This is a genomic window from Cellvibrio sp. KY-GH-1, from assembly GCF_008806975.1.
In the GTDB taxonomy this organism is placed as follows: domain Bacteria; phylum Pseudomonadota; class Gammaproteobacteria; order Pseudomonadales; family Cellvibrionaceae; genus Cellvibrio.
Window position 1 is genome coordinate 3,800,584 of the sequence record NZ_CP031728.1, and the last position, 25,225, is coordinate 3,825,808.

Genomic DNA, 25,225 nt, shown 5'->3' on the forward strand with positions numbered 1-25,225 from the left:
TCATAAATCACTAACCAATCACCACGGCAGTACCACTTGCCGACACCATCAACATACTGCCATTCTGACCTATTACTTCGTAATCCAAATCTATGCCCACCACCGCATTGGCACCCAGCTCACGCGCGCGATCTTGCAATTCCTGCAGCGCAATCTCACGCGCTCTTTGCAATTCGCGCTCATAGGTTCCGGAACGCCCACCTACCAGATCGCGAATACCGGCGAATAAATCCTTGAATAGGTTTGCACCCAAAATTGCTTCACCTGCTACCACACCGCAGTACATGGTGATGTGTTTTCCTTCTACACTCGGGGTAGTCGTCAGTAACATAACAGTCTCCTTTGATTAACCAGCTTCGTGAATAAAGGCTTGCAATACGCGATTTAAAAAGCGACGACCTAATAGCGTTGGTCGTATATTACCATCAACATTTTCGACCAAACCCTGCCCTTCCAACGCCCGCCAACTATCCGCCAGCAGCGACCAATCCTGGCCGGTACGCTGCGCAAAATACTCTTTTGCAACACCATCATTTAAGCGCAGAGCATTCATCATAAACTCCAGCGGCAACGCGTCAGTGGTCAACAAATCGCTGCCTCCGCCAAAAACATTTTGGTGCCCTTGTAAATTGGTGGAAATTTTTTGGCTCTGCGCCGCCTCCAGATAGTGCTTTGGTAACCGGGTTTTCCACAAACGCATAATTTTATTATCCGCCGGAAATGTAATCTTCCCGTGTGCACCGGCACCGACTCCAAGATAATCGCCAAACTCCCAATAATTTATATTATGGCGCGCGCGCTTTTGCGCACGTGCGTAAGCAGAAATTTCGTATTGTTCGTAACCGGCGTCAGCGAGTAGCTCTATACCGGCATCCTGAATATCGGCCAGAATTTCTTCTTCCGGCAGCACCGGTGGTGCTGAATAAAATGCGGTGTTCTGTTCAATCGTGAGTTGATACCAGGAGAGATGTTCCGGCCCCAGGTCAATCGCCTGTTGTAAATCTGCTTTAGCTGCATCCACCGATTGCTCCGGCAAACCGTGCATCAAATCCAGATTCAGGTTATCGAATCCGGCATTGCGCGCTACACCTACAGCACGCAGGGCTTCGTCGCGACCATGCACACGGCCCAACAACGTTAATTGCTGATCGTTAAAACTTTGAATACCAATAGATAGACGGTTGACACCCGCTACGCGAAAGCCGGAAAATTTCTCCTGCTCAAAGGTGCCAGGATTCGCTTCCAGTGTTATTTCAATATCTGTTTCAAAACCAATAATTTTTTCCGCGTCGTTAAGTATCTGCCCGATTGCCTGCGCCGATAACATGCTCGGTGTGCCGCCACCAAAAAAAATACTGGTGAGCTTGCGCCCCTGCGCCAGTACTTGATCCTGCTGCAAGTCAAACCGCAGCGCATTTACGTACTCGGCTTCAGGAATATCATTATTGGCCTGATGGGAATTAAAGTCGCAATAGGGGCACTTGCGAATACACCACGGCACATGGATATAGAGCGCAAGCGGTGGTAATTGCAGCGCAAGCGGTGGTAATTGAAGCCCTTGTGGCGGCAATTGCAAAACCATTTTATTTGCTCACCAGAGCCGATAATTTTTGCAGCAACTCCTGCATGGCTTTGCCGCGATGACTGATACGGTTTTTCTCATCTTTACTTAATTCCGCCGACGCACAATTGTGCGTGGGCACAAAAAATAAAGGATCGTAGCCAAAACCACCTAGGCCGCGTGGCTCGGAAAGAATTACACCTTCCCAGACTCCGTGGCACAAAATCGGGGTTGGATCTTCGGCATGCCGCATAAATGCCAGTACCGCGTGGTAGCGTGCGGTGCGCTGCTTAACGGGAATATCGTTTAATTCCAGCAATAATTTCTGATTATTTTTTTCATCATTTGCACCGTCACCCGCATAGCGCGCGGAATAAATTCCCGGGCGCCCATTAAGCGCATCCACTTCAATACCCGAGTCATCTGCCAGCGCCGGCAAGCCGGTTTTCGCGCAGGCATAGCGTGCTTTAAGGATGGCATTTTCAACAAAGGTCAAACCGGTTTCTTCCGCGTTTTCGCTAAAAAATTCTGATTGCGGTACCACCTCGAAGCCGCAGCCGCCAAGCAAATCCTGAAACTCACGCAGTTTTCCTTTATTGCCGCTAGCCAATACGATTTTTTTCATTAACTCATTACCTGATAGAATTTGGTAATGCGGATACTTTTGCCTTATCGACAAAAAACGCATTGTTTACAGATACAAAAGGCGCCCGCTGGCGCCTTTCTTCAAGCACGTAATCCGGCGGTAATTTACTCGGTATAAAGCGTGCGGTTAAACGTAACACTTAACGGCTTGGTATCACCCTGCGCCACATCGACATTGAAGTGCAACACTTCTTCGTTGTTAAACACAAACGGCGCCAGGTAGTAAGTGGCATCGCCTTCTTTAATTTCAATAAAACTCAGCGATTGTTGCTGTTGCATTAAATTTTTAGTGTTGCCGGTGACGGTAGCAGGCAAACCCAAACTGGTTTGACCATTTTCAGTTTTAGTGAGGCTGACATTCACCAGCGCGCGATCTTTGCCGCGTACCAGCTTGTAAGTTTCAGCAACCTTGGCCGGGATATCGGTACTGTGAAACACATTGTAATGTACGGTGTATTCACCAAATGTTTCGCTGGTTTTGATTTCTTTAGGTTGATCAACTTGCGCCTGGGCCATTACTGCTATAAGGCTTAAAAAAATACTTTGAATTAACCATTTCATAATCATGCTCCGGAAATTAATAACGGCTTGCTGTTATTTACTGAGGTGGTAAATCGCTGTTTCACCAAACAGATTGGGCATTAGGTCTTTTAAGGTCTGGCCAGATTGTTCATTCACTACCTGGCGGTTGATAACTTTGATGTTGCGCTCACGGCAGAGCACTTCAAAATCCTTAAACGTACAGAAGTGAATGTTAGGGGTATTGTACCACTCGTAAGGCAGCAAATCCGACACCGGCATACGCCCGCGCGTTGCGAGATAAAAGCGCGCTTTCCAGTGGCCAAAGTTCGGGAAAGTCACAATACATTCTTTGCCGACCCGCAGCATTTCATCCAATACCAGATGAGGAAAGTGCAGGGTTTGCAGCGCTTGGGTCATTATCACTGTATCAAAACTTTTATCGGCAAAATTACCCAGACCACGATCGAGGTTTTGTTCGATTACGTTCAATCCTTTGTCGATGCATAGATTGATCTGCGCAGCATCGATCTCCAGCCCGTACCCTTGCACTTGTTTGGTGTCGATCAAAAATTTTAGCAATGTGCCATCGCCACACCCCAAATCGAGTATGCGGCTGCTTTGCGTAATCCAATGTTGGATTTCATTTAAATCAATACGCATCAGACTGTCACTCCCGCAAGGTATCGACCGAAGACTTGTTGATAGCGCTCGTCGGGTAGTAAGAAGGCATCGTGACCGTGTTTGGATTCAATTTCTGCATAAGTCACTGCACGGTTAGCACCAACCAATGCATTCACAATTTCGCGCGAACGCTCGGGGGCAAAACGCCAGTCGGTACTAAAAGAAATCACCAGAAATTTTGCCCGTGTTTGTTGGAAGGCAATAACTGGATCGTCATTGAACTCACGTGCGAGATCAAAATAATCCAGCGCTTTGGTGATGCGAATGTAGGAGTTGGCATCGAAGCTGTTGGCAAAGCTGTCGCCCTGGTAGCGCAGGTAGCTTTCAATCTGGAATTCCACCGGCTCATCGGTACCCAATTCAAAACTGCCACTGCGCAAATCGCGCCCAAATTTTTCGCCCATCGCAAAATCCGACAGGTAAGTGATGTGGCCAATCATGCGCGCCACCGCCAAACCATTCTTGGGGATAGCGTTATGCGCCTGATAATCACCATCAAAAAAATTCGGGTCACTGACAATCGCCTTGCGCGCGGCCTCATTAAACGCAATATTTTGTGCAGATAGTTTCATCGCAGAAGCGATGACGACGGCATGGCGCACACGCTGCGGATAATCCAGCGCCCAGCGCATCACCTGCATTCCGCCAAGACTGCCCCCGATAATCGCCGCCCAAACATCAATGCCCAGTACATCCGCCAAGCGCGCCTGGCTTGCCACCCAATCGCGCACGCGCACCATGGGAAAATCGGCGCCCCAGGGTTTGCCGGTCGCCAGATTGATGGAACGAGGCCCCGTAGAGCCATGACAGCCGCCGAGATTATTTAGTGCCACCACAAAAAATTTGTTGGTATCGATGGGTTTGCCCGGGCCGATATAGGCATCCCACCAGCCTGGGCGCTTGTCGTCCATGCTGTGATAGCCCGCCGCATGGTGATGGCCTGACAGCGCATGGCAAATTAACACTGCGTTGGACTTGGTTGCGTTGAGCTGGCCGTAGGTTTCGTAGACCAGATCGTATTCATCCAGCGTTTTGCCGCAGGCGAGCAGCAACGGCTGAGTGAAATGATGCGTCTGTGGCGTAACAAGACCCACCGAGTCAGCGGGTAATTGGTTGGGCATGGCAATCTCTTAATACTGGCGTGAAGCCGGTGTGATTCAAAGTGGCGCCAGTCTAAAGAGACCGGCATTAGCCTGCAAGATTAGCTTGTGATTCACTGTGGAAGGGGCGGCAGATAAAAAAACGGGCCAATGCGGCCCGTTATTTTAACGCTCTGAATTCGCTAAAAATCAGTCCTGCCAGCGCTTAAAAATCAATGACGTATTAATCCCACCAAAGGCAAAGTTATTGCTCATCACTATATCGGTCTCAAACTCACGCCCGCTGCCCGTAAGGTAATCTAGCGGCGCGCAATCCGGATCCGGCTGGTGTAGATTCGCCGTGCCGTGAAACCAGCCATCGTGCATCATCGCGATACTGACCCAAGCCTCCAGCGCGCCACATGCTCCCAGCGTGTGGCCGGTGAAGCTTTTAAATGCGCTAATTGGGGTATTGCTACCAAACAGTTTGTAGGTCGCCTGACTTTCAGCAATATCGCCGCGGTCCGTCGCAGTACCGTGGGCGCTGATATAACCAACCTCGTCGGGGCTAATGTTCGCATCCGCCAAGGCCATCTCCATTGCCAAGCGCATAGTTTCTGACTGCGGCTGGGTGACATGAGCGCCGTCCGAGTTAGTACCGAACCCGATAATTTCTGCATAGATTCGCGCGCCGCGCGCCTGCGCATGCTCCAGCTCCTCGAGAATCAGAGTGCCAGCGCCCTCGCCAATGACCAATCCATCGCGATCGGTGTCAAAGGGGCGCGGTGAAGATGAAGGGGTGTCGTTGCGGGTACTTGTTGCAAACAAGGTATCGAATACTGCTGCTTCAGACGCACAGAGCTCTTCCGCCCCGCCCGCAACCATCAACTTTTGCTTCCCAAACTTGATGGCTTCGTAGGCGTAGCCCAACCCTTGGCTCCCTGAGGTGCAAGCGCTGGAGGTAGTGATAACCCGGCCTTTCAGCTGAAAGAAAACACCAATGTTCACTGCTGTGGTGTGACCCATCATCTTTAGATAGGAATTGGCGTTCAGCCCACTTGAATCACCGTTCAACAACATATGGCCAAAATCAGCGATAGCATCGGGGCTACCGGCAGAAGAACCATAACTGACGCCCATACGACCATCCTGAATACAGGGATCGCCTAACAAGCCAGCGTCGGCAAGGGCGAGCTCGGTGGCAGCAGTCGCCATCAGCGCGACACGCCCCATACTGCGAGTCAGCTTGCGATTGAAATGTTCAGGTTTCTCAAAATCCGTGACCGGAGCCCCCAATCGGGTATTGAGATCGGCATACTTATCCCACTCATGCATGGTACAAATGCCCGTTTTACCGTCGCGCAAGTTGGCTTTAATTTGCTCCCAGGTCGAGCCAATCGGGGAAATTCCGGCCATACCAGTTATTACAACGCGCTTCATTAACACAGGCCTCCATTGACCGAAATCACCTGACGGGTGATGTAGGCCGCCTCACTACTCATTAAAAATTTAACCAATGCAGCCACTTCTTCAGGTTTGCCAACCCGGCGGGCTGGGATCATTTTGAGGGCTTCTTCAACCAGCGCCTCATCGACCATCTCGGTTTCAATCAGGCCGGGAGCTACACAGTTCACCGTGATATCACGCTTGGCCAATTCAATCGCCAGAGATTTACTGGCGGCGATAATACCGGCTTTGGCCGCGCTGTAGTTGGTTTGCCCACGGTTGCCAATCAACCCGGATACCGACGCCAGCGTCACAATGCGCCCCGCTGCCCGACGGCGAACCATCGGCATAATGACGGGATTTAAAACATTGTAGAAACTGTCCAGATTGGTATGAATCACAGCATCCCACTCCTCTCCGGACATAGCTGGAAAGGCGTTATCGCGCGCAATACCGGCGTTACAAACCACACCGTAATAGGCGCCGTGTGCCTCCATATCCGCTTCTAACACCGCTTTTACCTGTGCGCGGTCAGCAACATCAAATTGCACAATGCGCGCGTTGCCGCCGAGCGCAACAATTTCACTGGCCACTGATTCTGCCTGTTCGCGCTGAGCGCGACAGTGCAATACCAGATCATAACCCTGCTGTGCGAGAGCCAATGCTATCGCCTTGCCGATACCACGGCTGGACCCAGTCACTAACACACTCAGGGATTCATTATTCATCGACATAGTTTGAAACTCTTTATTGTTCGGTAGCGCCAGACGCAAGAAACTGTTCCGGATCTTCAGGCTGAAATACGTTGATATTGGCACTGGCAGAAACATGGGAATAGCTGCCCATGCCCTTAAGCTCACATTCGAAGACGCTGAGCCCATTCTCACCGCGTATCAATTCCCTGACACTAACCTGTAACTTGCTACCCAGCGGGAAATAGCCATGACTTGCCGTGTAGCGGCGACTGCCCACTAGAAAACCAATTTTGACTGGAAACCCGGCGCGGCGGGCACGGCATCCACCCAAAGCGCCAATGGTCTGTGCCATTAACTCAATCCCAACCCAAGCGGGTAGACCCTGCTCATCCACAAAGGGAGCATCAGGGCGAATCGTCACGCTCGCCTGCAGGGCCTCGTCGTCCCAGGTATCAATGTGATCCAAAAGCACCATTGCGCCCTGATGGGGCACAACAGAATCAAACGAAAAAAGTGGATATTCAGCGGCTTGGTTGGCCATCACATAACTCCAGTATCAGTGAAATGTTATTGCCGCCAAACGCAAAAGAATTGCTCATTGCATAGCGCAACGGCTGATTAACTTTAGGTGCACCCAGGTTTTCCAACGGGGCCAGTTCAGGGTCGTTTACACCATCCCAGAGCTGACGGGGCAAGGTGCCGTCTGCCCGCTTTAGCGCCAACAGACAGAAAACGGCCTCAAGTGCACCGGCGGCTCCTAACGTATGACCGGTCAGCCCTTTGGTAGAACCACATGCGACCTGAGGACCGAAGACGCGGCCGACCGCAAGGCTTTCCATACGATCGTTTTGTTCCGTTGCTGTGCCATGCAAATTGATGTAACCAACCGCCTCTGGCTCTAGTGCCGCCATTGCGAGTGCCGCGCGCATGGCTGCTTCAGCACCGCGCCCCTCTGGCTCGGGTGCCGAAATATGATGTGCATCTGACGTTTCACCAATACCTACCAATCTAATCTGGCTAGGCGTCTTGGTAAGAATCATTACCGCGGCACCTTCTCCGATGTTGATGCCACGCCGGTTTTGACTAAACGGATTGCAAAGCTGGTCGCTCACCGCCGCCAGGGACAAAAAACCCTCCACAGTGAGATGGCAAAGGCTATCCGCACCGCCCACAATCACCGCGTCACATACATCCAGCGCCAACAAACGCGCACCACTGGCGAGGGCTTTGGCACCTGATGTACAGGCCGTAGAGATAGTCCAGGCCGGCCCCGCCGCACCCAAGGTACGCGCAAGAAACTCTGACGGCGCTGCAATTTCCTGTTGGGTGTAGTGATACGCCGGAGGAAAGCTGCCCGTTTGCACAAGAGAGGCAATGGCGGCTTCACCTTCTGCAATACCTGAAGTACTGCTGCCGAGCACGACCCCTATACGATGAGCGCCATATTGCGCTTTGAGGGCATCTACCGCTGGAATTAATTTTACCGCTGCCGACAGCAGTAACGCATTATTACGGGTATCCGCCTGCTCGGGAATGCGTTCTACAACACCCAGCGGGAGCGCCCGGCCGGGGCTGTAGCTGTCCGTGACAACCAAGGGTGAAGTTTGGACACTGAATAGTTGGTCGTTGATTGATTGCAAGTCCTGACCCAGTGCACAGATAGCAGCGACTTCATGGATATAGCACTGGCTGGTCATGTCTTGGTCCACCGCACGTTGGTTACCGCTATGGTCAATGGCAAACGCAGATGCCTAACCCGAGCCCTATTACTAACTCCAAGCAGCGCATCACCCAGACCCTGCTCAACTATGCGAGGAGGTACTCCCGAATATGTGATCTCCACTAGTGGTTTACCGCGATACCCTAGCTGGCGCCCGTCAGCAATCGACTTCAGCTGCCAATCGGTTTGAGTTTGCAACGCCTGCTGCCAATCACGGTCCGGCCACCAGGCCAGCAAACTGCTCGCCAGTAAAAACCGAGCCGGCAAGTCTTGCGGCAACTCCGGCGCCTTGTAGATCTCTAGCTGTGCGCCCTTTTTACTGACCGATAAAACGCGTCGTCCGAGCGGATCGAGTAACACCAAACTGGTGGCATCCCCCGACTGCGCCAGCGCTGCAGTAAGCTGGTAGTGGCGCGCCTGATAGTCGATATCCAGTTGCTGCAAAACCTGCCAACAGCAATTTCCACCCTGGTCGGCCGGTAAGGGTAAAGTCTCCAAGGTGCTGACACGCATCTGGCCACATCCGACCAGCGCCATCAACGCTGCCACCACCAGCAGCAATTTCTTGCCCATTGCGCGACTCATCAAGTCTTTCTGCACTCGAGCAAGGTGTGATAGCTGCCGTCTAGCAACGGATATTCCTGACTCACCACCAACCCGGCCTGACTTACCAGGTTTTTCATGACCTCGACGCTATACATCTTGCTATTACCGTTGGCGATAGTGGTGAAATACAGCGACGTGCCAATCAAACTATGCTTGGCGGCAGCGTATTTCTGGTTGTCAAAAAACGGCTCAAGAATGTAAATACGCGTATTTTGATTGGCGGCCTGGCAAACATTTTTCAAGATGGCAACGATTTCTTCTACTGCAAAGCAATCCAGGAATTGGCTCATCCAAATGACATCCGCCCCTTGGGGAACTTTCTGGCTGGTGTCGAGCAGATTAATCTGGTGGAAATCGATGCGCTCCAACAAATTGCGCTGACGCGCATTTTCACGCGACACCGCCAGCTGCCCGGGCAGATCGAGGATTTTTACGCGCACGTCCGGATCATATTCGCAGCACAGCATCGACCATTTGCCGGTATTACCACCGATATCGAAGATGTACGCAGGTTTGGGGTCGAATACGATTTTTAGGGCCGATGGGAAGGCGTTGTCGGAGTAAAAATGATCAAATTCAAACCAGGATTTCTTCACCCGGTCAGGCAATTGCGACAAACCTTCATAAACCGTTGGCCAGTTGCCAAACACCTTTAACCCCTCCGGTTTGCCATTTTTAACGCAGTCTTCGAGGACCCTTGCGCCTTCGTAGCAAACGTCTTGAACAAAATTAAAATTTACCTGGGTCATCCGATCTTTCAAAATAAAAAAACCGGTTTTGGTCACCTCTAACAACCCCGCCTCATTGACCGACAAGGCACCTGCTGACTCAGCGGCCTCCACCAACAAACGCACACCATAGTCGGATAATCCCAGGTCGCGAACTATATCCTCAATAGTGGCCTGACCATCTTTATCGAAGATGTAATCGAGGATTCCCAAATTGCGGATGGTTAATACGGCCTGAAAAAACAGCGGCGAAAAAGCCAGTTTTTGTGCTTCGTGAAGTGCGTCAATGGCATGCATCTTTTTTGTTGTCATTTATCTTCCTCATTTATCAGGGGGTGCGCCGCGACCCTAGTCGGGGCAAAAAACAGCGGGGTCAGGAGCCAGCAAGTCAGGATCCCAACCAGAATAATCAAACCAAATTGATGCAACACCGGCACAGCGCTCAATGATAACAAACCAAACGCCAGAATTGAGGTGCCACACGCCAAACTGGATGCCAGCCAAGACTCGGGGTTAAAGCCGCCTTCGGTATAAAAAACGGCTGTGTCCAGACCAATGCCTATTACCAGTAACAGCGCCATCACGTGAAACAGGGTAATACCATCAATGGCAGCGCTGCCCAAGGCAAAAACCATCGCAACCAGCAGCGGCAAAAGTAACCGCCAGGCGCGCCGGCGATAACGCACCAGCAAACCGGCGGCGAGCAGCACCAGGGTTACTGCAAGAACGCTGCAAACACTCCAGCGATAGCGCCCCAGCAGTTGTGATAAATCATCCGTCTGATTGATTAGCTTCACCCCCGGCAGGGACGCCGTTAGTTCAGCCAGAGTTTGATCCGACGCGGGAGAGACCAGGGTTACTACTGAGTACCAAGTGTCGTCTTTTGGTATCATCGGTGGCGCTAATTGCCCCAGACTGCTCGCCGTGAACTCGGCAGGCGTGAGCACGGTGTCCGCTAATCGCGGCGCCTGGCATTGGGTAGTTAACTTGGCACAGAGTTGCGCCAATGCCCCTCGTTCTCCGTATAGCTTTGCGAAAACCAGTTGACGATCCGCCAGTTGCTGGGCCGTTGCCGGCAGATACTGGGTCAACCCTTGCCAGCGCCAACCAGACTGATCTGCCTGAGCCAAGCGCTCAGACAGCGCCTGTGCACGAATCAACAATTCTTCTGCCGATGCTGCCTCCACAAAGAAAAAGCGACTTACGGACGGCTGCAGCAGAATCTCCTGTACCTGCTGCTCCGAAACCAGGAGCGCCTTTGGCGAGGTATTCAGATTCAGTACTGCGTCGTTCGCGCCACCGCGTACCACGACTGCCGTCGCCACCACCATCAGCGCCGCTAAACACAAGGTTACGCTCTTTGGGTGACACCAAAGGGGTTGATAAAGCCCTAGGCCCACTCTGAAAAAACTGGTCGCAGCGCGCAAGGGGGCGGGGAGCGATGACAACGCCGCTCCGCCGGCCGGTCGGGGTCGGTAAAACGGCCCGAGCGCCAATACAGTCATCCAGGCCCCAAAAATACCCGAAGCACAAAAAATCGCCATTTGCTGGAGTCCGGGAAAGGGAGTCGTAAATTGCAGCAGATAAGCCCCGATTCCAGTAAGTGCGCCTATGGCCATCGCAAAGCGCAGCTCGTGACGCGCGATCAAACCGCCACCCTCGCGCTGACTTCCCATTAGGAAATGAAGCACGTAATCACCAGCCACCCCCAGTAAGGTACTGCCGAATGCCAAGGTGATGATGTGGATACGTCCGAATACCAACAGGCTTACGGTTAACGCGAGGAAGTAGGCACTAGTCATGGTCAGCAGAACCGCACCGAGCGGCACCGGGCTACGGAAAACCCAAAGCACCATCGCCACTATCCCGAGCATCGAACCTAATCCAACCGTGTTTATCTCCAGGGTAGCCTGCTCAGTACCTGCCGCCGCATGAAAAATCATCCCGGAAGTGAGTAATTGAGCATCAGGCCAGCTCGACCTAAATGCTGCAAGAACACCGGTAACATACTCTTGTACCTCAGGATCAAAGGGGCTTTGGCGCAATCGGGCACTCACCAACAACCACTGTTCACCGCGGGCTTCCACTATGGGAAACCCCTGATACTCCTGCAACTTTACCGCAGGAGCCAAACTGGTAAGCCACCGCCCCCCCAAGTTAAATGGGTCTTCGGCAAACCCATAAGGCCGGGGCACTGCTATGGGATTAAATAAATCGCCATAAGCCTGCTCGGCCAGTTGCTCCGGGCTGTGTCGCTCCAGCCATAGTCGGGTTTCAGCGCTGAGTAATTGTTGGCTATACGGCCGATAGAGTGCCTGAAGTTGTTGTTGCAACCCATCGCTGGTTTGGTCCTCCTGCAGCTGGTTACTGTGGAGCAACCGCGCTTTCAGGTCCTGTGCCTGACTCAGCCCCAGATCCTTGTCACGCGCGGCTATCAATACCAACAAACGATCCTGAAACCGGCTGGCGAGCAACAAACTCAAATCGTGGAGTACCGGATTGCGCTCATCGCGCGGCAACAACTCCAATAAATTGCTGTGGAAAGGTTTGGTATAAAGCAACTGCCGCGCACTAAACACTGCGCAGAAGACGAACGCCAGCAGCCAAACCGCGGCAAAGAACAGGTTTCGGCGGTGAGCAGCGGGCGTCGAAAGTAGAGCTAACGATTTCACGGAGCGGTACGCGTCACTTTACCCGTTGTCAGCTGGATACGAGTAGCGTCGCCATTGGCTTCGGCAATATCCAACTGTTCGGTAATTTCATGCCCCTGCAGCTCAATTTTTTTGATGTAGGCCGCTAGATTCGGTGAACGAGGAACCAGAATAATTTGCCATTTGGTGCTGGAACCAGCACTGGTAGCCACGAAGTACTCGTTGAGCGCAGCCAGATCGCCGGCAATGACACCGGAAAAGATGCGGGCAATAACTTCTGCGCCAGCTGCCGGCCCCTGCCCTTCCAGCAATGACTTGCCCTGGGCATCCTCAAATTTGATAGTTCCGGCACTGATCTGCAAACTGTTGCGCACCGGTTCTAGCGTTTCCCAAAGCACTCCCACCTTGCGATCGAAAGAGAATTTGCCCGTGGAAGTGATAGGGACGGGTAGTACTGCAATCGACTTGGTCTGGACAAAACTGCCCTCTAAGGTCTGGATGGCCACGCTACGACGGGTCAACTCGGCAAGCAGATCGGCATCGGCCTGGGCAATGGTTGTAACGGCCAGCAAGCAACTGGCCAAAATAAGTCTTAACATCCGATTACCCCAAGTTTTTCCAACAAAATAGGCGGCGATGCGAGCGACATTTCGCCGGTTGCCAGACTTACGGCCACCTGATCAGTACTGCCTTTGGTAAGCCGTGAACCAGTGGCAGCGTCACTAATCAGGTATTGGATCCGCAGGCGATTTTCCCAATCTTCAACCCAGGCAGAGACAATGACCCGCTGCTGGAACTTCAGCGGCTGGACGTAGCGGATATGCATATCGATAACAGGCCAGGAATAACCGGAATCGCGCATCTGGCGATAGTTGTAATCCAGCTGGTCAAATAGTTTGCAACGCGCAATTTCTAAATAGCGCGCATAGTGGCCATGCCAAGCCACTTCCATCATATCCACATCGTGAAACGGAATTTCCAATTCCACACTGGCACGCCAAGCTTCGGGGATAACCTTATCCTTGCGTGCCATCGTCATTCCCCTCACGATAAAGGCTCAGCCCCTGCGCCTGAATACGGGCGATCAACTGGCGCAATTCCCCTTCCAGCGCACGATCTTCGGCTAAAAAGCCGTGTACGGTGCGAATTTCTTCAAAGGTGGTTTTTAGTCCACCCTCAATTCCATGTTCGCTATTGCCTGCTTGCTGACGCAACTCAAGCCCCTGGCAAGCCGCCAGCAAGACTGCCGCTGCAACCTGCTCAGTCAATTGCAACACGCGCAAGCAATCGCGCGCCGCGATAGTTCCCATACTGACCTTGTCCTGATTGTGACATTCCGTTGAGCGCGAAAATACGCTAGCGGGCATAGTGAGTTTCAACGCCTCAGCGGTCCAGGCAGACACGCCGATTTGCACGGCTTTAAACCCGTGATTTATCGCACGGCGCTCCAGCGGCGCACCGGACAGATTCGCGGGTAAACCATGGTTGAATTTGGGATCAACCAATTGCGCCAGTTGGCGATCCAACAAATCAGCGATGTTAGCGACGGCATTTTTCATAGTGTCCATGACAAAGGCGATGTGCCCGCCGTAAAAATGTCCACCGTGCAGTACGTGCTCGCCTTCCCCATCAATAATCGGATTATCGTTGGCACTATTGAGTTCATTTTCTATGAACTGGCGCCACCAGGGCAGGCTATCCACCGCCACACCAATCACGTGGGGTGCACAACGCAGGGAATAGCGGTCTTGCAGACGGTTGGGATTGCGCGGCGGTTCGCCCGCATGCAAATCCTCACGTAACCAGGCTGCCACTTGCTGCTGGCCGGGATGGGGTTTTACCGCAAACAGCAACTCATCGAAGTGATGGGCGTTGCCCTGGGCAGCCACAGTCATCAACGCCGTGATCCGGGTTGCCAGTTTGGTCAGGTAGTCAGTCCGCTCAAATGCCAGACAGGCCAACGCCGTCATAACCGCCGTGCCATTCATCAAGGCCAAACCTTCCTTCGGGCGCAACTTGAGCGGTTTGATATCCAGCTCGCTAAACACCTCAGCGGTGTTGCGGCGCACGCCCCGTAAATAGACTTCACGTTCACCACAAAGCACTGCCGCGACATAAGAAAGCGGGGTTAGATCACCACTGGCCCCCACCGAACCTTCTTCGGGGATAATTGGCACTATGTCCCGCTGCAAGAGCGTCACCAGTTGCTGCAGCAGGCCATAACTTACCCCTGAATACCCGCGCGTCAGCGATGTCAGGCGCACCGCCAGGACAGCCCGCCCGGCTACCGGCGAAAGCTCCGCACCCAATCCACAACCGTGAAAGGTATACAAGTGCTGGGGTAACTGCTCCACCAGCTCGCGCGGGATATGCGTGGTGCAGGAGTCGCCATAACCGGTAGTTACGCCATAAATCACGCCGTCTTCCTGCAGTAAACGGTCAAGGAATCTGGCCCCTTGTTCAATGCGCTGGATAAACTCTGGCGAATTGCCCAAAACGGGGGGGCGACGCTGGTGCGCGGTGGCAAGTATGTCCTCGATGCTCAAGCGTTGACTATCGAAGACCAGAGGGGTGCTGACTGGGTGACTCATGTTGATCCTTTATTGCTCTCCGACGCTTTTTTCAAGGTCGGATTAGTAGGTTGCGACACAGACGGGGTGACGGATGGCAAATGCCAAAAATCAAAAAAATTAAACCACTGCAACGGCTCGCGCCGGCAAAAGTATTCCAGTCGCTCTGCATAAGTTTGCGCGAGCTGTGTCAGCTGCTCACGGCGATGCGAACGGGATACCTGCACAGCGGCACTCAGTTGCTGAAAATATATCTGGTAACGGCCCTGCTCGCGCAGGCAAAAAAGCGCGATTAATGGCGTACGTAGAATCGCGGCCAACATGAACGGCCCAACCGGCAAGGGGGCCTGATCACCCAGAAAATCTACCGACAAGCAATTCTCTGGATGCGTGACTGCCACCCGATCACCCGCAATTGCAATAAACTCGCCGCGCTCCGCGCGCTCGCTCAACATCATTGCGGTTGCGGGAGTAATCTCGGTTACCTGGATAATATCGATATTGCTCTGCCCCACCTGTTCTTCCAGCAGGCGATTGAATTTTTGTGCGTGCTTGGTATGCATCAACACAGTCAGCCGCATAGTCGCGTGACGCGCTGAAAGGCAGCGACAGATTTCAAAGTTGCCCAGGTGGGAAATCAAAAAAAGCGCTCCCTGTTTGCGGGCCATTAGGTCTTCAATCAGCTCGTCATTGTGGATAACAACATCCGCCAATTTGATGCGCCCCATCCACACACCCAACTTATCAATCAATGCCAAACCAAAAGACCAAAAATGGGCGAATCCCAAGCGCCAGGCATTTCCTGTTTGAGGAGTGAACCCTGGTATCGCACGCTGCAGATATGCCTGGGAATGCTGGCGCGCGTCCCGGCGAAACAAAAAGAAATAGACCATTACTGGAAACAGGAACAGTTTGAACAGGGGGGCTCCGCCAAGTTTGTAACACCCCAGCAAAAAGCGCATTCCAGTGGTTGCGCCAGCCTCGCTGATATTGGCCCAGTGGGTTTGGTGTTCGCCGCTCACTCAACCTCCGCTTTGAACTTTTGCAGTAACAGGCGTGGCAAACGCCACAACATGCCGAAAAATAACCGTGTATGCATCCAGGAAATTAATTTGTTATCGCGCCAGGCCAAAAAATGGGAAACCCCATTTTCCGGATAGATAACTCGCGTTGAAAGCTGATGGATAGGCCAATGGCGCCAGCGCCAACGGACCATAAATTCGGAATCAAAGTCCATGCGATCGCCCATAGGTTCTTCGGCCAGCAAACGGCATGAGCGCTGCAAAGGATAGACACGAAAACCACACATGGAATCCTTGATGACGAGCGAAAGCGTATTAATCCAAACCCAAACATGCGTCAGATAACGACCATACAGGCGCCCTTTGGGTACCGAGTCATCATATTCCGGCATACCCGCTATCAGACACCCGGGGCGAGCTTCGGCCAGACGCAGAAACCCTGGTATGTCATCGGTGTTGTGCTGGCCATCTGCATCAATTTGCAACGCATGGCTAAACCCCAGTTGAGCCGCCGCCTGCATGCCGGTTTTCAGCGCAGCACCCTTACCGCCATTGTGGGGCCGCTCTATCAGATGCACCTGATCCATCTCGCGTGCGAGCTGGCGCATTACTTTTTTGCACGCCTCATTACTGCCATCATCAACCATGACTACCGGCAGTCCTAGCCTGCGGATACTCGCCAGAGTCAGCCCAAGTACCTGCTCATGGTTGAACACGGGCACCAGAGCACAGGGGTTAAACAAGCTCGAACCCGACATCAGTTAACCCTCCGGGTAAACGCTACGCGGCCACTGGCATGGGCAACTGGTGCTGAATCAGGACCACTGGTGTAAGCGAAGTAAAGCTTGTTCTTCTCCGATTGATATTCCAGCGACAACGCCAGTGACTGGTTTGCGCAAATTACCTGCTGAAACTTCAAGACTTCCAGCGCGCCAAATTCACCCAAATCCCCCCAGTGCTGACGCGCATAGTGAACCGCCCAATGGGTTTGAACTACACCGGGTAATACTGGCCGACCGGGGAAATGACCATCGAAATAATACAAATTAGCGGGCACGAACAACTTGAGCGATAGGGTATTTGTCTCCGCCGTACGTTCAAGCAGCTCTGGCAAACGCGGTAATTCGGCGTCGGTAAACAACGCCTGCAGATCGTCCAGCGTGGTTTTGCCTTGGCGATTACAAGGCAATTGAGCCATGTAGCGCCAATACCTAGGTATTGCCACCCTGTCACACAGGCCATCTAACGCCTGTTTGAATATCTGGTTAAGTGCGAACTTACCCTGATCCACCAACTGCTTGTTACCCGCGTTATTAAGCACCAGCACCGCGCCCAAACGCTCACCGCGATCGGGCAGCAGTAACAGACGCACTTGCGCTACCAGAGGATGTCGCTCCAGGATCTGTTCAATGGCTGTCAGCGAAATCCGTTTGCCACCTACTTTGACTATACGATCGGCGCGACCACATAACTCAAACTGCCCCTCCCCCACTAAACGCGCTGCATCGGCGCTGGTAAACCATTCTGCATCGGCAAGGTGAGGGCTGCGTACCTGCAGCAAGCCGTCAGCTTCCGCCAAACGAACCTCAACCCCCGGCAGGCATCGCCAGATATCGTCTTTATCCTGTTCACGCCACGCGATACCACCGGTTTCGGTGCTGCCATAAATCTCGCTCACCGGGCAGTGCAACCGGCGTAAAACCTCCAGGGAGGCTTCGCGCCGCAATGGAGCTCCCGAGGAAAAAACAGCCGTTAACTGCGCATTGAGTGGCCAATCCAGCGGTGGAATACGCCCCAAATGCGCCGGGCTACTAATAATCGCCAACGGTTTCCCTGTACCCGCTAACTGTGCCAATTCTTCCCAGTAATCGCATTCATAGCGACTAAAACAGCGGCCTGCACAGAGCGGCCAGAGCAACCTGAACAAGAGTCCATAAATGTGGTGATGTGAAACACTGGTAGCAATACGCGCGCCGGCAAGCTGCGCGCCCCACAGCGTATCCAGGGCACGCAACTCCGTGTTTAACTGCGCAAAGCTTTTGTTGATCGCAACTGGCGCCCCTGATGAGCCGGAGGTGTAGAGTGTCAATGCAGCTTGCGGCAAAGTGACTGGCGCCAAGCGAGCCAATTCCCGCGGCTCCACTTCGGAGTCGGGTTGAAGGCGATGCGGAAGATCAAAGTCGCCGGCAAAGTCACTGGTCAACTTGGCCGCCCGGGAAAGAGTATCCGGGAGGTTGTTCGCTGGGATCAAGGCCTGCTTCCCCTGACGCCAGAGGGCAACTAACGCCGCAGCAAACTCAACACTATCGCGCAGGTATAATGCGACTATCTGACTTTTTAGCGGTGTGAAAACTGTTTCCCATGCCGAAATGCGCAAACTAAACTGGCCCCAACTCAATTCACTGTTGGCGTCAAACGCCAGTGGTTGGTGAGCGGGAAAAGCATTGCCGGGATTGGCAATCAACTCAGGTAGATTAATTATCGGCATGTAACTGCGTTTATCTCAATTTATTGCACTCACGGGTCTACCGTGAGCATTGTTACTTAAGGCTCGAGCCTGGTGTTTGCTTTATGCTTGTACTCAACCCATTTGCGCAGCGGGTATTCGCCAACCAACAGGATTCCAATGGCAAGATAAGACAGCAAGCCGTTATACAACGCCCATAATTCGTCACTGGCATAGACAGTAGCGAAGGCTATCGCCCCGTTCGCGACAAAGAAACCACACCAGACCCAGGTAACCTTGCGCGTATAGGCTATAGCGTAAGAAGGTAAATCCGCGTGTTGCAGGCGAGCGAAGCGCTCTATAACCGTCGGCGGACGCCACAGACTCAATCCAAACACCATGAGTAATACCAGACTGACCAATACCGGATAAAACTTCAGGCCAATCGACGAACCACTCGCCAGGGTCACCAGAGTTGCAATAACGGCCGCAAGTAATAGCCAAAGGTTATGAGATTGCGCAACGCCAACACCAAGTACTTTGACCAGCAGTAAACGAGCACCGACAACCACTAATAAAATCACTGCCAACCAACGTGGCCCTAAAAAATCGAGGCCGACGTAAACTAACAGCGGGTACAGAATTAGCACCCCGCCAACGATTATCCCCGGCCAGCGCCCCGAGGGCTTCATCACTCAGCCTTGTCCATCAGCTCGCTTACAGCATTGACAATATCTTCAACGGTGCGCACTGCCTTGAAATCTTCCGGGCTGATTTTTTTCCCGACGAATTTCTTTAGTTCCACGACCAGATCAATTGCATCAATACTGTCGATATCCAAATCGTCCCCCAAATGGGATTCAAGGTGGATCTCTTTGGGATCAAGGTCAAACAGATCGGCCAGGGTTGTTACTACATGCTCAAAAATCGCATTCTTGTCTGCCATGGCACACTCCTTACTTGGTACGGCGATCCGCGACCAGCGCGCAGAGGTTTTGAATACTAGCGAAATGCTTGCGGGTTTCTTCCGCCTCGGCATCCAGCTTGACCCCATAGCGTTTCTGCAACGCGACGCCCAGCTCAAGTGCGTCAATGGAATCCAGCCCTAAACCGGTAACGAACAGTGGGGCAGAATCGTCTATGTCATCCGCACTGATATCTTCCAAGTCCAGCGTCTCAATAATCAGTTGTTTCAGCTCCAATGCCAAATCAGTTACAAATGGGTTTGTCATTTGCTCGTATTTCCTCAGTAAAGTAATCCTGCAAGTCTTGCGTCAATTGACGCGCAGCTAATGCAGGCGTTTGTCGATCATAGGTAGAAACGGCTATATCCTGCCCCACCCGTAAAGTCATATGTAACTTGCGTGGCGGGATATGATACCACCGGTGCTTTTTGGTCAGTGTTAGGGGCTCGCATAAAATCGTGACCGGCGTGACCGCCGTGCCGGTGCGCAACGCTACATTGGCTGCACCGCGCTGGAATTTTAGGCCAGCGCCCGGTTGGGATCTGGTCCCTTCCGGAAAAATAATCAGTGCACTTCCTGCGGCAAGAGATTTACCTGCCGCCTCTACCAACTCAGCGCCTGAATCATTGGTTAAAAACCCGGTTAAGCGTAGATATCCCCGCATGGCAGGATTAGTCAGTAAACGCCCTTTTACTATGCAGTCCGGATTCGGAATAAACGCGATGAGAAAAACCACATCGATAAGGCAGGGGTGGTTCGCCAGCACCAACAGGCCCGGGCGCTGCAATAGTGTTTCGCCACTAATCTGCCAGCTGAGCACACCGAGAAATCGCAGCGTATGGATATAGAGACGAAAAGTGCGATGAATCAACAAGCGCGCGCGCCGCTGCCGCACGATTGGTGAACGCGAGGTCAATTTAATCCATGGGGACGCCAATAGCGGAATAAGCACACCGCCGATGCCAAACAGGGCAAAACTGAAGCCCGTCGCACATAATCGCCAGTAGTAGTTAATCGAATTGAACATCAGCTGGCACTGCGCTGAATTGACCAGACGCTGCCATTCGCGGGAAGAGTCAGGGTAGATAAGGTCGAGTCTTCAAGTAGGGTCAGTAGAGTCAACGACTGGGGATTGGCATCTGCTGCCTCTGTATTCTCAGCAACCTGGCCCGAACTGGTCAACGACCACTCGCTGCCCGCAGAAACCACTATTGCTAAAGCATAAGCGTGCTCAGGTTGGTTGACATGGAGTTTATAGAGGTCGGGCGGCGGCTCATCGCAAAATACGCAAAGCACCGGGCCGCCGTTAGCGTGGCACAAACCCAAAACTTCCAATAACGCGGGTATGAGGTCCTGGCGCCCGCCACTGATAGCCGTGATATTGGCAGTCAACCCCTGATGTATGGAGAAAAGCCCGGCAATCGCATTATGTACTGACAAACTGAACGCCGTCGGCGACATTGGCTCCGCGTGAGCAAGATCCCGTAATAATCCCAGGGTACGATTAAGGTCGCCGTGGCGAGATACATACACCAAAGGCATGGAACCATGGGTGTCTACCAGCGGAATTATGACACTAAGCGCAGCGCGGCCCACCAGACTGAGACGACGTCTGAGCATAGCCGGAATGATGGTGACATCGGGCTGTGAATCCGCCGCCCGAGCAGACCAAGCCTTCCAGCCAAGGATATTGAAACCTAGCGCTGACATTATTATTTTCCGCGAATCCGAGTTGCTTTTGTTAACGGTCTTACTAACCCCCAAGGTCAGGCCCACATTGTTACAGACAACACTTGGAATGTGAACTATTACGACAATCCAATAACCCAGTAATCTACCACGGCTCGCTCATTGGCCATGAATATCATAGTATGCTTGCCGCTTCACTTAGCTAAAATGCAGTGATCGTCTCAACCCATTCATCACAAAACACGGAGTTACCTATGAAGCATCTTGCCTCCAACCTCGGTATTCTTACTCTCAGCTTATGTGCCCTTAATGCCAGCGCACGCGATGATATTCAGGATTACTCTATCGCCGATGCCTTGGCATCTGCACAAGCAAAGGAAATCCTGGGTACCGATATTAAATTCTACTTTGGCGACCAAGCCCACGGCGCTATCGTCAAAAAGTTTGTGGAATCACGTACCAACAAAAAAACCAATGGCGCCAACAAAAGCGATAAGGAAGCTTGCGAGTGGGCATTCTTATCAACAATGAAGGCCCTGCGGGAAAAAGCCCAAAGCCTGGGTGCGAATGCCGTGGTAAATATTCGCTCAAATTACCGCAACAACCTCACTAGCAGCGCTACTACATTTAAATGTGGTTCGGGCATGTTGGTTTCCGGTGTTGCACTGGTTGGTGATGTGGTGGAGTTAAAGTAACTTCAAATGCACTGAGCACGGCAGTGTTAAATTTTTTTGAGCCAGCAAAATCAGCCCTCTTGGATAAAAACGGTGCGACTCTAAATAACGGAGATAATTATGAAGAAAAAATTTTTTATTGCATTAGCCTTGCTAATATCTGGCAGTGCTGGCGCTAAAGAACTTACGCTGAACCAGGCAGTTGGCTTTTACAACGACAAATTTGTCCCAGCAAAAATCAGAAATGAGTGTACCAATTTGGGCAGCAAATTTGCAGAATCAACTGCGACTGCTGTTCAGGAAAGTGGCTGGTCGGTGTTAAAAAAGGACAGCCTGGACACCGCCGCACCGGGTGTTAATCTGAAACTGATCATCGTTAATGCTGTCAGTGCCGGCAACGCATTCATCGGCCACAGCAAATCAGTTTCCATCATGGCCGAGCTCTATAAAGACGGTAAACTTGTTGATACCTACGAAGGGGAGAGGAACTCTAGTGGCGGATTCGGTGCAGGGTTTAAAAGCTCTTGCGCAGTCCTGGAACGCTGTGTTGTCACCCTTGGTAAAGACGTTAGCAAATGGTTGAGCACAAAAAATATTTAGCCTGCATCACTGGCGCTATTGAAAAATACCACCGTCGAATAAAATGTTTAACGCGCGGCTAGTTGCCGCGCGTTAGCTGTCTCCCTTGGTGAATTGAAACCACTTGCGCGGTAGTTTTTTCCGCACTCACATCCGCATCCACTAACAATTCAGGTTCCAAAGGCGCGCTAAGAATTTCTCGATAGAGAGGTTCGATATTTCCTAACGCCGTCTGTAGTTGGTAGAGATTGGTTTGCAAAGATTCCAATTGTTCCGCCACTGAGTTGCGCTGGCTTTGCAATTGGGTCAAACGCAACATGTGATGCTCCAGCAATTGCTTCTGATATTGGTTTTGGTGAAACAACGGCGCCAAGGCTTCTTGCATCCAGTGGTTGATATGCTGATTTAACTCGACATACACATTGCGAACTTCCTGCACCAAGGTATTGATGAAGCGACTGATCAACGCGCCTTTGTGGGAGAAGACTGTACTTAGGGACTTGCGGAAATCGTCAGCCCGCTTATGCAGCTGGCGTAACTGGCGGCGCTGTTTTTGAATTTTCAGCAAGTGACGCATCATTAGATGGTCATCACCGCGCGGCTGCTCAGGGCGTTCGTAAATTGACGCCATAACCCGATTGCAACGCTCAATTTCGCGCTCCAGATGGCTAATGCTGCTATCTACATCATCAAAAAATTTGCCGATGGCGCGCGTCAGGCCCACAGTCGTCCAGCTTTGTGCGAGGTTTTTATGGGCCTCGGCGACTTGCTGCTCCAACTGAGCCAAGCTAACTGGCGCTAACAGCGGTACTTTTTGCGATTCCAATAACCGTTGGCTGGTGCGCAGCGACAGCGCCTGCTTGTGGTAGTCGTGATGGACGCGGCGAATGGTGTCGCGCAGTTCTTGCAGCTTGGTAGCAGCATTTTCCGGTGCCGCTGCGCGCAACTCGTTAAACTCCTGCTCGGCCTCGGCAAAGCGGCGCAGCAAACCATTGCGCGCATTGATAATCATCTCGTAGCTATCGCCCACCAGGCGATGACCGATAATCTGCTGCTGGTTGCGCATGACGATTTCCGCCAGCATCCGCTCCAGTTGCGGGAAGTTGCTGCGCAGCAATTGCGCCTGATTGCGTCCTACTTTACCCAACAACCCCTGCTTGGCGGACAGCGCCACTACGTGGCTAGGCGATAAATCCAGCTGGCGCGCCGTGAGCTGGCGCAATTGGTTGATGTTGGCGTCTATTTCTTGGGGCGGCGTTAAATCATCCCAGAGACTGTCGACTTTATTCAGCAGGGCAATTACCGCGGTACAGTTTTCCTCGCGCAGCGTCTGGATATGGTCGCGCCAGATATCCATGTCGCTCGCGGTCACGCCCGCATCGGCCGACAGCAAAAACAAAATCGCCTGGGCATCGGGCAATGTTTTCAACGTGAGTTCGGGTTCGTTGCCCAGTGCGTTCAGCCCAGGGGTATCTACAATGCGCAGCCCCTGACGCAGCAAAGGATGATCCAAACTAATCAAGGCGTGGCGCCATGCAGGAATGGTTACCAGACCCATCTCATCGCGCTCGCCCAATTCATCCTGGGCAAAACCCAATTTAATAGCGTCAGCCACACTGACTTTCTTGCTCGCCGATACCTGATTGATAGCCGCGCGCGTCTGCTCGTGATCCTCGGCATTAAAATGGATAGTCACCCAGTTTTGCGGGATGCGTTTGAAACTTTGCAGGCTGGTATTGGTACGGCGGGTTTCAATGGGCAAAAGACGCACACAATTGGCAGGTTGGTGTGCATCCCAGAAAATCTCGGTCGGGCACATAGTTGTGCGCCCGGGTTGTGACGGCAGCAAACGGCGGCCACCACCGGTATAGAGCAAGGCATTGATCAATTCGGTTTTGCCGCGCGAAAACTCGCCCACGCAAGCAATAGTAAAACTTTCACCGCGCAATAGCTGCCGCGCCCGCTGCAGGGTTTTCCCCATAGGCGCCGCAAACACACCATGGTTATTCAGCCAATGCTCAAAACGCTGCAAACGCTCGTCTAACTGGCGTTTCCAGCGATTGTAATGGTTCATTTGGCGATGCAAGGCTCTTACGTCCATAGCGGTATACTCATTATCTACGTTGTGTAATAGCTGACCGAAATAACCAGTAGTGGATAAATTCTATTTTTATGTTTTTGGCATTAAAGCGGAAAAGCCTGCCATTGACCAGATCTTGAGCAGTGAGTGGTTACTTCAGGGGCGTAAAAGGCGGGAAAATGCTACTTGAGGAAACAGATGCCACGCTTTGCAGCGTGCTTGGTAAATCCGCGCACCAACATTCAGTGCGCGAATCCGGGCTTGTCTATCACCAATTGCCCAGCGTAACCAGGGGATTGACGCCGAGGAACATGGCGAAGCGAATAATCAACATATCAACTATTTTTAATCCCAATAAAATAATAATCGGCGATACATCGATCACGCCCCCCAGCGGCGGCAACACTTTACGAATGGGCGCTGCAAGCGGATTGATAATTTGATTTGCCAAGGTCAACAAAGGGTGATGGCTAAACGGGGCAACAAAGCTGCCGATAATGCTGATAATCATGCACCAGAAAAAAATGCTGGACATAATCGTCAGCGCACCAACAAACCCCCAGGCGATTAATAAAAATGGATTGGCGATTAAACCCGTTTGACCGACGACCACACTCAAAATCGCACTGGCGAGAAATTGTACCAACAGTATCAACACCACCGATGCCATATCGATTCCCAGGAACCCGGGAATAATTTTGCGCAGGGGTTTTAATAGAGGCATGGTCACTTTCACGATTCCCTGGGACACCGGATTATAAAAATCGGCCCGCACCAATTGCAGTAAAAAACGCAAGACCACAATCACCAGAAACAACAGCATCAAGCTGGATACAATCAAATGCAAAATATTGGCAATCATGAGT

Annotated in this window: 28 protein-coding genes; 2 read left to right on the forward strand and 26 right to left on the reverse strand. The window is 52.2% G+C overall.

Annotation, left to right across the window (positions count from 1 at the left end; translation table 11 throughout):
• Nucleotides 1-10 precede the first annotated feature (10 nt).
• The 24 genes from D0C16_RS16030 to D0C16_RS16145 all read right to left on the reverse strand — a co-directional run bounded on the left by D0C16_RS16030 (nucleotide 11) and on the right by D0C16_RS16145 (nucleotide 21,047).
• Nucleotides 11-331: a heavy metal-binding domain-containing protein gene (locus tag D0C16_RS16030; RefSeq protein WP_151033281.1), complete on the reverse strand. Its 321-nt coding sequence runs from the start codon at nucleotides 329-331 to the stop codon at nucleotides 11-13.
• A gap of 15 nt (nucleotides 332-346) precedes the next feature.
• Complete coding sequence (gene hemW / locus D0C16_RS16035; RefSeq protein WP_151033282.1) at nucleotides 347-1,582, reverse strand: radical SAM family heme chaperone HemW; 1,236 nt, start codon at nucleotides 1,580-1,582, stop codon at nucleotides 347-349.
• Nucleotide 1,583: 1 nt separating this feature from the next.
• Complete coding sequence (locus D0C16_RS16040) at nucleotides 1,584-2,186, reverse strand: XTP/dITP diphosphatase (RefSeq protein ID WP_151033283.1); 603 nt, start codon at nucleotides 2,184-2,186, stop codon at nucleotides 1,584-1,586.
• Nucleotides 2,187-2,311: 125 nt separating this feature from the next.
• Nucleotides 2,312-2,767 (reverse strand): DUF4426 domain-containing protein, encoded by a 456-nt coding sequence (locus D0C16_RS16045; RefSeq protein ID WP_151033284.1) that lies wholly within the window; start codon nucleotides 2,765-2,767, stop codon nucleotides 2,312-2,314.
• A 33-nt stretch (nucleotides 2,768-2,800) separates the two neighbouring features.
• Entirely contained in the window at nucleotides 2,801-3,388 is a 588-nt protein-coding gene (gene metW / locus D0C16_RS16050) for a methionine biosynthesis protein MetW (RefSeq protein WP_151033285.1), read from the reverse strand.
• Nucleotides 3,388-4,530: a homoserine O-acetyltransferase gene (locus tag D0C16_RS16055; RefSeq protein WP_151033286.1), complete on the reverse strand. Its 1,143-nt coding sequence runs from the start codon at nucleotides 4,528-4,530 to the stop codon at nucleotides 3,388-3,390. Before D0C16_RS16055 ends, metW begins: the two co-directional genes overlap by 1 nt.
• Before the next feature lie 168 nt (nucleotides 4,531-4,698).
• Nucleotides 4,699-5,928 carry a beta-ketoacyl-ACP synthase gene (locus tag D0C16_RS16060; RefSeq protein ID WP_151033287.1) on the reverse strand — a complete coding sequence of 410 codons (1,230 nt, stop codon included), beginning with the start codon at nucleotides 5,926-5,928 and terminating at the stop codon, nucleotides 4,699-4,701.
• Nucleotides 5,928-6,662 carry a 3-ketoacyl-ACP reductase FabG2 gene (locus D0C16_RS16065; RefSeq protein WP_151034967.1) on the reverse strand — a complete coding sequence of 245 codons (735 nt, stop codon included), beginning with the start codon at nucleotides 6,660-6,662 and terminating at the stop codon, nucleotides 5,928-5,930. Before D0C16_RS16065 ends, D0C16_RS16060 begins: the two co-directional genes overlap by 1 nt.
• 19 nt (nucleotides 6,663-6,681) lie before the next feature.
• Complete coding sequence (locus D0C16_RS16070; RefSeq protein WP_151033288.1) at nucleotides 6,682-7,170, reverse strand: hotdog family protein; 489 nt, start codon at nucleotides 7,168-7,170, stop codon at nucleotides 6,682-6,684.
• On the reverse strand, nucleotides 7,151-8,326 hold the full coding sequence (locus D0C16_RS16075; protein WP_151033289.1) for a beta-ketoacyl-ACP synthase: 1,176 nt from the start codon (nucleotides 8,324-8,326) through the stop codon (nucleotides 7,151-7,153). Before D0C16_RS16075 ends, D0C16_RS16070 begins: the two co-directional genes overlap by 20 nt.
• Nucleotides 8,323-8,922: a DUF3261 domain-containing protein gene (locus tag D0C16_RS16080; protein ID WP_191968514.1), complete on the reverse strand. Its 600-nt coding sequence runs from the start codon at nucleotides 8,920-8,922 to the stop codon at nucleotides 8,323-8,325. Before D0C16_RS16080 ends, D0C16_RS16075 begins: the two co-directional genes overlap by 4 nt.
• A gap of 11 nt (nucleotides 8,923-8,933) precedes the next feature.
• Nucleotides 8,934-9,995: a class I SAM-dependent methyltransferase gene (locus tag D0C16_RS16085; protein ID WP_151033291.1), complete on the reverse strand. Its 1,062-nt coding sequence runs from the start codon at nucleotides 9,993-9,995 to the stop codon at nucleotides 8,934-8,936.
• Nucleotides 9,992-12,355 (reverse strand): MMPL family transporter, encoded by a 2,364-nt coding sequence (locus D0C16_RS16090; RefSeq protein ID WP_151033292.1) that lies wholly within the window; start codon nucleotides 12,353-12,355, stop codon nucleotides 9,992-9,994. Before D0C16_RS16090 ends, D0C16_RS16085 begins: the two co-directional genes overlap by 4 nt.
• Nucleotides 12,352-12,933 carry an outer membrane lipoprotein carrier protein LolA gene (locus D0C16_RS16095; protein WP_151033293.1) on the reverse strand — a complete coding sequence of 194 codons (582 nt, stop codon included), beginning with the start codon at nucleotides 12,931-12,933 and terminating at the stop codon, nucleotides 12,352-12,354. The genes D0C16_RS16090 and D0C16_RS16095 overlap by 4 nt, the downstream gene beginning before the upstream one ends.
• The gene (locus tag D0C16_RS16100) at nucleotides 12,927-13,367 is read right to left on the reverse strand and encodes a thioesterase family protein (protein WP_151033294.1); all 441 of its coding nucleotides are present in this window, start codon (nucleotides 13,365-13,367) and stop codon (nucleotides 12,927-12,929) included. Before D0C16_RS16100 ends, D0C16_RS16095 begins: the two co-directional genes overlap by 7 nt.
• The gene (gene hutH / locus D0C16_RS16105; protein ID WP_151033295.1) at nucleotides 13,351-14,925 is read right to left on the reverse strand and encodes a histidine ammonia-lyase; all 1,575 of its coding nucleotides are present in this window, start codon (nucleotides 14,923-14,925) and stop codon (nucleotides 13,351-13,353) included. Before hutH ends, D0C16_RS16100 begins: the two co-directional genes overlap by 17 nt.
• The gene (locus D0C16_RS16110) at nucleotides 14,922-15,926 is read right to left on the reverse strand and encodes a hypothetical protein (protein WP_151033296.1); all 1,005 of its coding nucleotides are present in this window, start codon (nucleotides 15,924-15,926) and stop codon (nucleotides 14,922-14,924) included. Before D0C16_RS16110 ends, hutH begins: the two co-directional genes overlap by 4 nt.
• Nucleotides 15,923-16,684: a glycosyltransferase family 2 protein gene (locus D0C16_RS16115; RefSeq protein ID WP_151033297.1), complete on the reverse strand. Its 762-nt coding sequence runs from the start codon at nucleotides 16,682-16,684 to the stop codon at nucleotides 15,923-15,925. Before D0C16_RS16115 ends, D0C16_RS16110 begins: the two co-directional genes overlap by 4 nt.
• Nucleotides 16,684-18,414, reverse strand: coding sequence for an AMP-binding protein (locus tag D0C16_RS16120; RefSeq protein ID WP_151033298.1), 1,731 nt, complete (start codon nucleotides 18,412-18,414; stop codon nucleotides 16,684-16,686). The genes D0C16_RS16115 and D0C16_RS16120 overlap by 1 nt, the downstream gene beginning before the upstream one ends.
• Nucleotides 18,415-18,470: 56 nt before the next feature.
• The gene (locus D0C16_RS16125; RefSeq protein WP_225318720.1) at nucleotides 18,471-19,067 is read right to left on the reverse strand and encodes a hypothetical protein; all 597 of its coding nucleotides are present in this window, start codon (nucleotides 19,065-19,067) and stop codon (nucleotides 18,471-18,473) included.
• On the reverse strand, nucleotides 19,064-19,318 hold the full coding sequence (locus D0C16_RS16130) for an acyl carrier protein (RefSeq protein WP_151033299.1): 255 nt from the start codon (nucleotides 19,316-19,318) through the stop codon (nucleotides 19,064-19,066). Before D0C16_RS16130 ends, D0C16_RS16125 begins: the two co-directional genes overlap by 4 nt.
• Before the next feature lie 10 nt (nucleotides 19,319-19,328).
• Nucleotides 19,329-19,604, reverse strand: a complete 276-nt coding sequence (locus D0C16_RS16135; RefSeq protein WP_151033300.1) for a phosphopantetheine-binding protein — start codon at nucleotides 19,602-19,604, stop codon at nucleotides 19,329-19,331.
• Nucleotides 19,582-20,364 carry a 1-acyl-sn-glycerol-3-phosphate acyltransferase gene (locus D0C16_RS16140; RefSeq protein ID WP_151033301.1) on the reverse strand — a complete coding sequence of 261 codons (783 nt, stop codon included), beginning with the start codon at nucleotides 20,362-20,364 and terminating at the stop codon, nucleotides 19,582-19,584. The genes D0C16_RS16135 and D0C16_RS16140 overlap by 23 nt, the downstream gene beginning before the upstream one ends.
• On the reverse strand, nucleotides 20,364-21,047 hold the full coding sequence (locus D0C16_RS16145; protein WP_151033302.1) for a beta-ketoacyl synthase chain length factor: 684 nt from the start codon (nucleotides 21,045-21,047) through the stop codon (nucleotides 20,364-20,366). The genes D0C16_RS16140 and D0C16_RS16145 overlap by 1 nt, the downstream gene beginning before the upstream one ends.
• A gap of 233 nt (nucleotides 21,048-21,280) precedes the next feature.
• Between D0C16_RS16145 and D0C16_RS16150 the strand changes: the two genes are divergently transcribed.
• The gene (locus D0C16_RS16150; protein WP_151033303.1) at nucleotides 21,281-21,721 is read left to right on the forward strand and encodes a heavy metal-binding domain-containing protein; all 441 of its coding nucleotides are present in this window, start codon (nucleotides 21,281-21,283) and stop codon (nucleotides 21,719-21,721) included.
• A 99-nt stretch (nucleotides 21,722-21,820) separates the two neighbouring features.
• Nucleotides 21,821-22,300: a hypothetical protein gene (locus tag D0C16_RS16155; RefSeq protein WP_151033304.1), complete on the forward strand. Its 480-nt coding sequence runs from the start codon at nucleotides 21,821-21,823 to the stop codon at nucleotides 22,298-22,300.
• A 58-nt stretch (nucleotides 22,301-22,358) separates the two neighbouring features.
• Here the strand turns inward: D0C16_RS16155 and D0C16_RS16160 are convergent, their stop codons facing one another.
• On the reverse strand, nucleotides 22,359-24,380 hold the full coding sequence (locus D0C16_RS16160) for a dynamin family protein (RefSeq protein ID WP_191968515.1): 2,022 nt from the start codon (nucleotides 24,378-24,380) through the stop codon (nucleotides 22,359-22,361).
• Nucleotides 24,381-24,627: 247 nt separating this feature from the next.
• A complete protein-coding gene (locus tag D0C16_RS16165) occupies nucleotides 24,628-25,221 on the reverse strand; it encodes a YggT family protein (RefSeq protein ID WP_151033305.1) in 594 nt (197 codons plus the stop codon).
• Between the last annotated feature and the right edge of the window lie 4 nt (nucleotides 25,222-25,225).

Coding starts and splice junctions, on each gene's coding strand:
- D0C16_RS16030 (WP_151033281.1), bottom strand. CDS start 331: ATGTTACTGACGACTACCCCGAGTGTAGAAGGAAAACACATCACCATG.
- hemW (WP_151033282.1), bottom strand. CDS start 1,582: ATGGTTTTGCAATTGCCGCCACAAGGGCTTCAATTACCACCGCTTGCG.
- D0C16_RS16040 (WP_151033283.1), bottom strand. CDS start 2,186: ATGAAAAAAATCGTATTGGCTAGCGGCAATAAAGGAAAACTGCGTGAG.
- D0C16_RS16045 (WP_151033284.1), bottom strand. CDS start 2,767: ATGAAATGGTTAATTCAAAGTATTTTTTTAAGCCTTATAGCAGTAATG.
- metW (WP_151033285.1), bottom strand. CDS start 3,388: ATGCGTATTGATTTAAATGAAATCCAACATTGGATTACGCAAAGCAGC.
- D0C16_RS16055 (WP_151033286.1), bottom strand. CDS start 4,530: ATGCCCAACCAATTACCCGCTGACTCGGTGGGTCTTGTTACGCCACAG.
- D0C16_RS16060 (WP_151033287.1), bottom strand. CDS start 5,928: ATGAAGCGCGTTGTAATAACTGGTATGGCCGGAATTTCCCCGATTGGC.
- D0C16_RS16065 (WP_151034967.1), bottom strand. CDS start 6,662: ATGAATAATGAATCCCTGAGTGTGTTAGTGACTGGGTCCAGCCGTGGT.
- D0C16_RS16070 (WP_151033288.1), bottom strand. CDS start 7,170: ATGGCCAACCAAGCCGCTGAATATCCACTTTTTTCGTTTGATTCTGTT.
- D0C16_RS16075 (WP_151033289.1), bottom strand. CDS start 8,326: ATGACCAGCCAGTGCTATATCCATGAAGTCGCTGCTATCTGTGCACTG.
- D0C16_RS16080 (WP_191968514.1), bottom strand. CDS start 8,922: ATGGGCAAGAAATTGCTGCTGGTGGTGGCAGCGTTGATGGCGCTGGTC.
- D0C16_RS16085 (WP_151033291.1), bottom strand. CDS start 9,995: ATGACAACAAAAAAGATGCATGCCATTGACGCACTTCACGAAGCACAA.
- D0C16_RS16095 (WP_151033293.1), bottom strand. CDS start 12,933: ATGTTAAGACTTATTTTGGCCAGTTGCTTGCTGGCCGTTACAACCATT.
- D0C16_RS16100 (WP_151033294.1), bottom strand. CDS start 13,367: ATGGCACGCAAGGATAAGGTTATCCCCGAAGCTTGGCGTGCCAGTGTG.
- hutH (WP_151033295.1), bottom strand. CDS start 14,925: ATGAGTCACCCAGTCAGCACCCCTCTGGTCTTCGATAGTCAACGCTTG.
- D0C16_RS16115 (WP_151033297.1), bottom strand. CDS start 16,684: ATGTCGGGTTCGAGCTTGTTTAACCCCTGTGCTCTGGTGCCCGTGTTC.
- D0C16_RS16120 (WP_151033298.1), bottom strand. CDS start 18,414: ATGCCGATAATTAATCTACCTGAGTTGATTGCCAATCCCGGCAATGCT.
- D0C16_RS16130 (WP_151033299.1), bottom strand. CDS start 19,318: ATGGCAGACAAGAATGCGATTTTTGAGCATGTAGTAACAACCCTGGCC.
- D0C16_RS16135 (WP_151033300.1), bottom strand. CDS start 19,604: ATGACAAACCCATTTGTAACTGATTTGGCATTGGAGCTGAAACAACTG.
- D0C16_RS16140 (WP_151033301.1), bottom strand. CDS start 20,364: ATGTTCAATTCGATTAACTACTACTGGCGATTATGTGCGACGGGCTTC.
- D0C16_RS16145 (WP_151033302.1), bottom strand. CDS start 21,047: ATGTCAGCGCTAGGTTTCAATATCCTTGGCTGGAAGGCTTGGTCTGCT.
- D0C16_RS16150 (WP_151033303.1), top strand. CDS start 21,281: ATGAAGCATCTTGCCTCCAACCTCGGTATTCTTACTCTCAGCTTATGT.
- D0C16_RS16155 (WP_151033304.1), top strand. CDS start 21,821: ATGAAGAAAAAATTTTTTATTGCATTAGCCTTGCTAATATCTGGCAGT.
- D0C16_RS16160 (WP_191968515.1), bottom strand. CDS start 24,380: ATGGACGTAAGAGCCTTGCATCGCCAAATGAACCATTACAATCGCTGG.
- D0C16_RS16165 (WP_151033305.1), bottom strand. CDS start 25,221: ATGATTGCCAATATTTTGCATTTGATTGTATCCAGCTTGATGCTGTTG.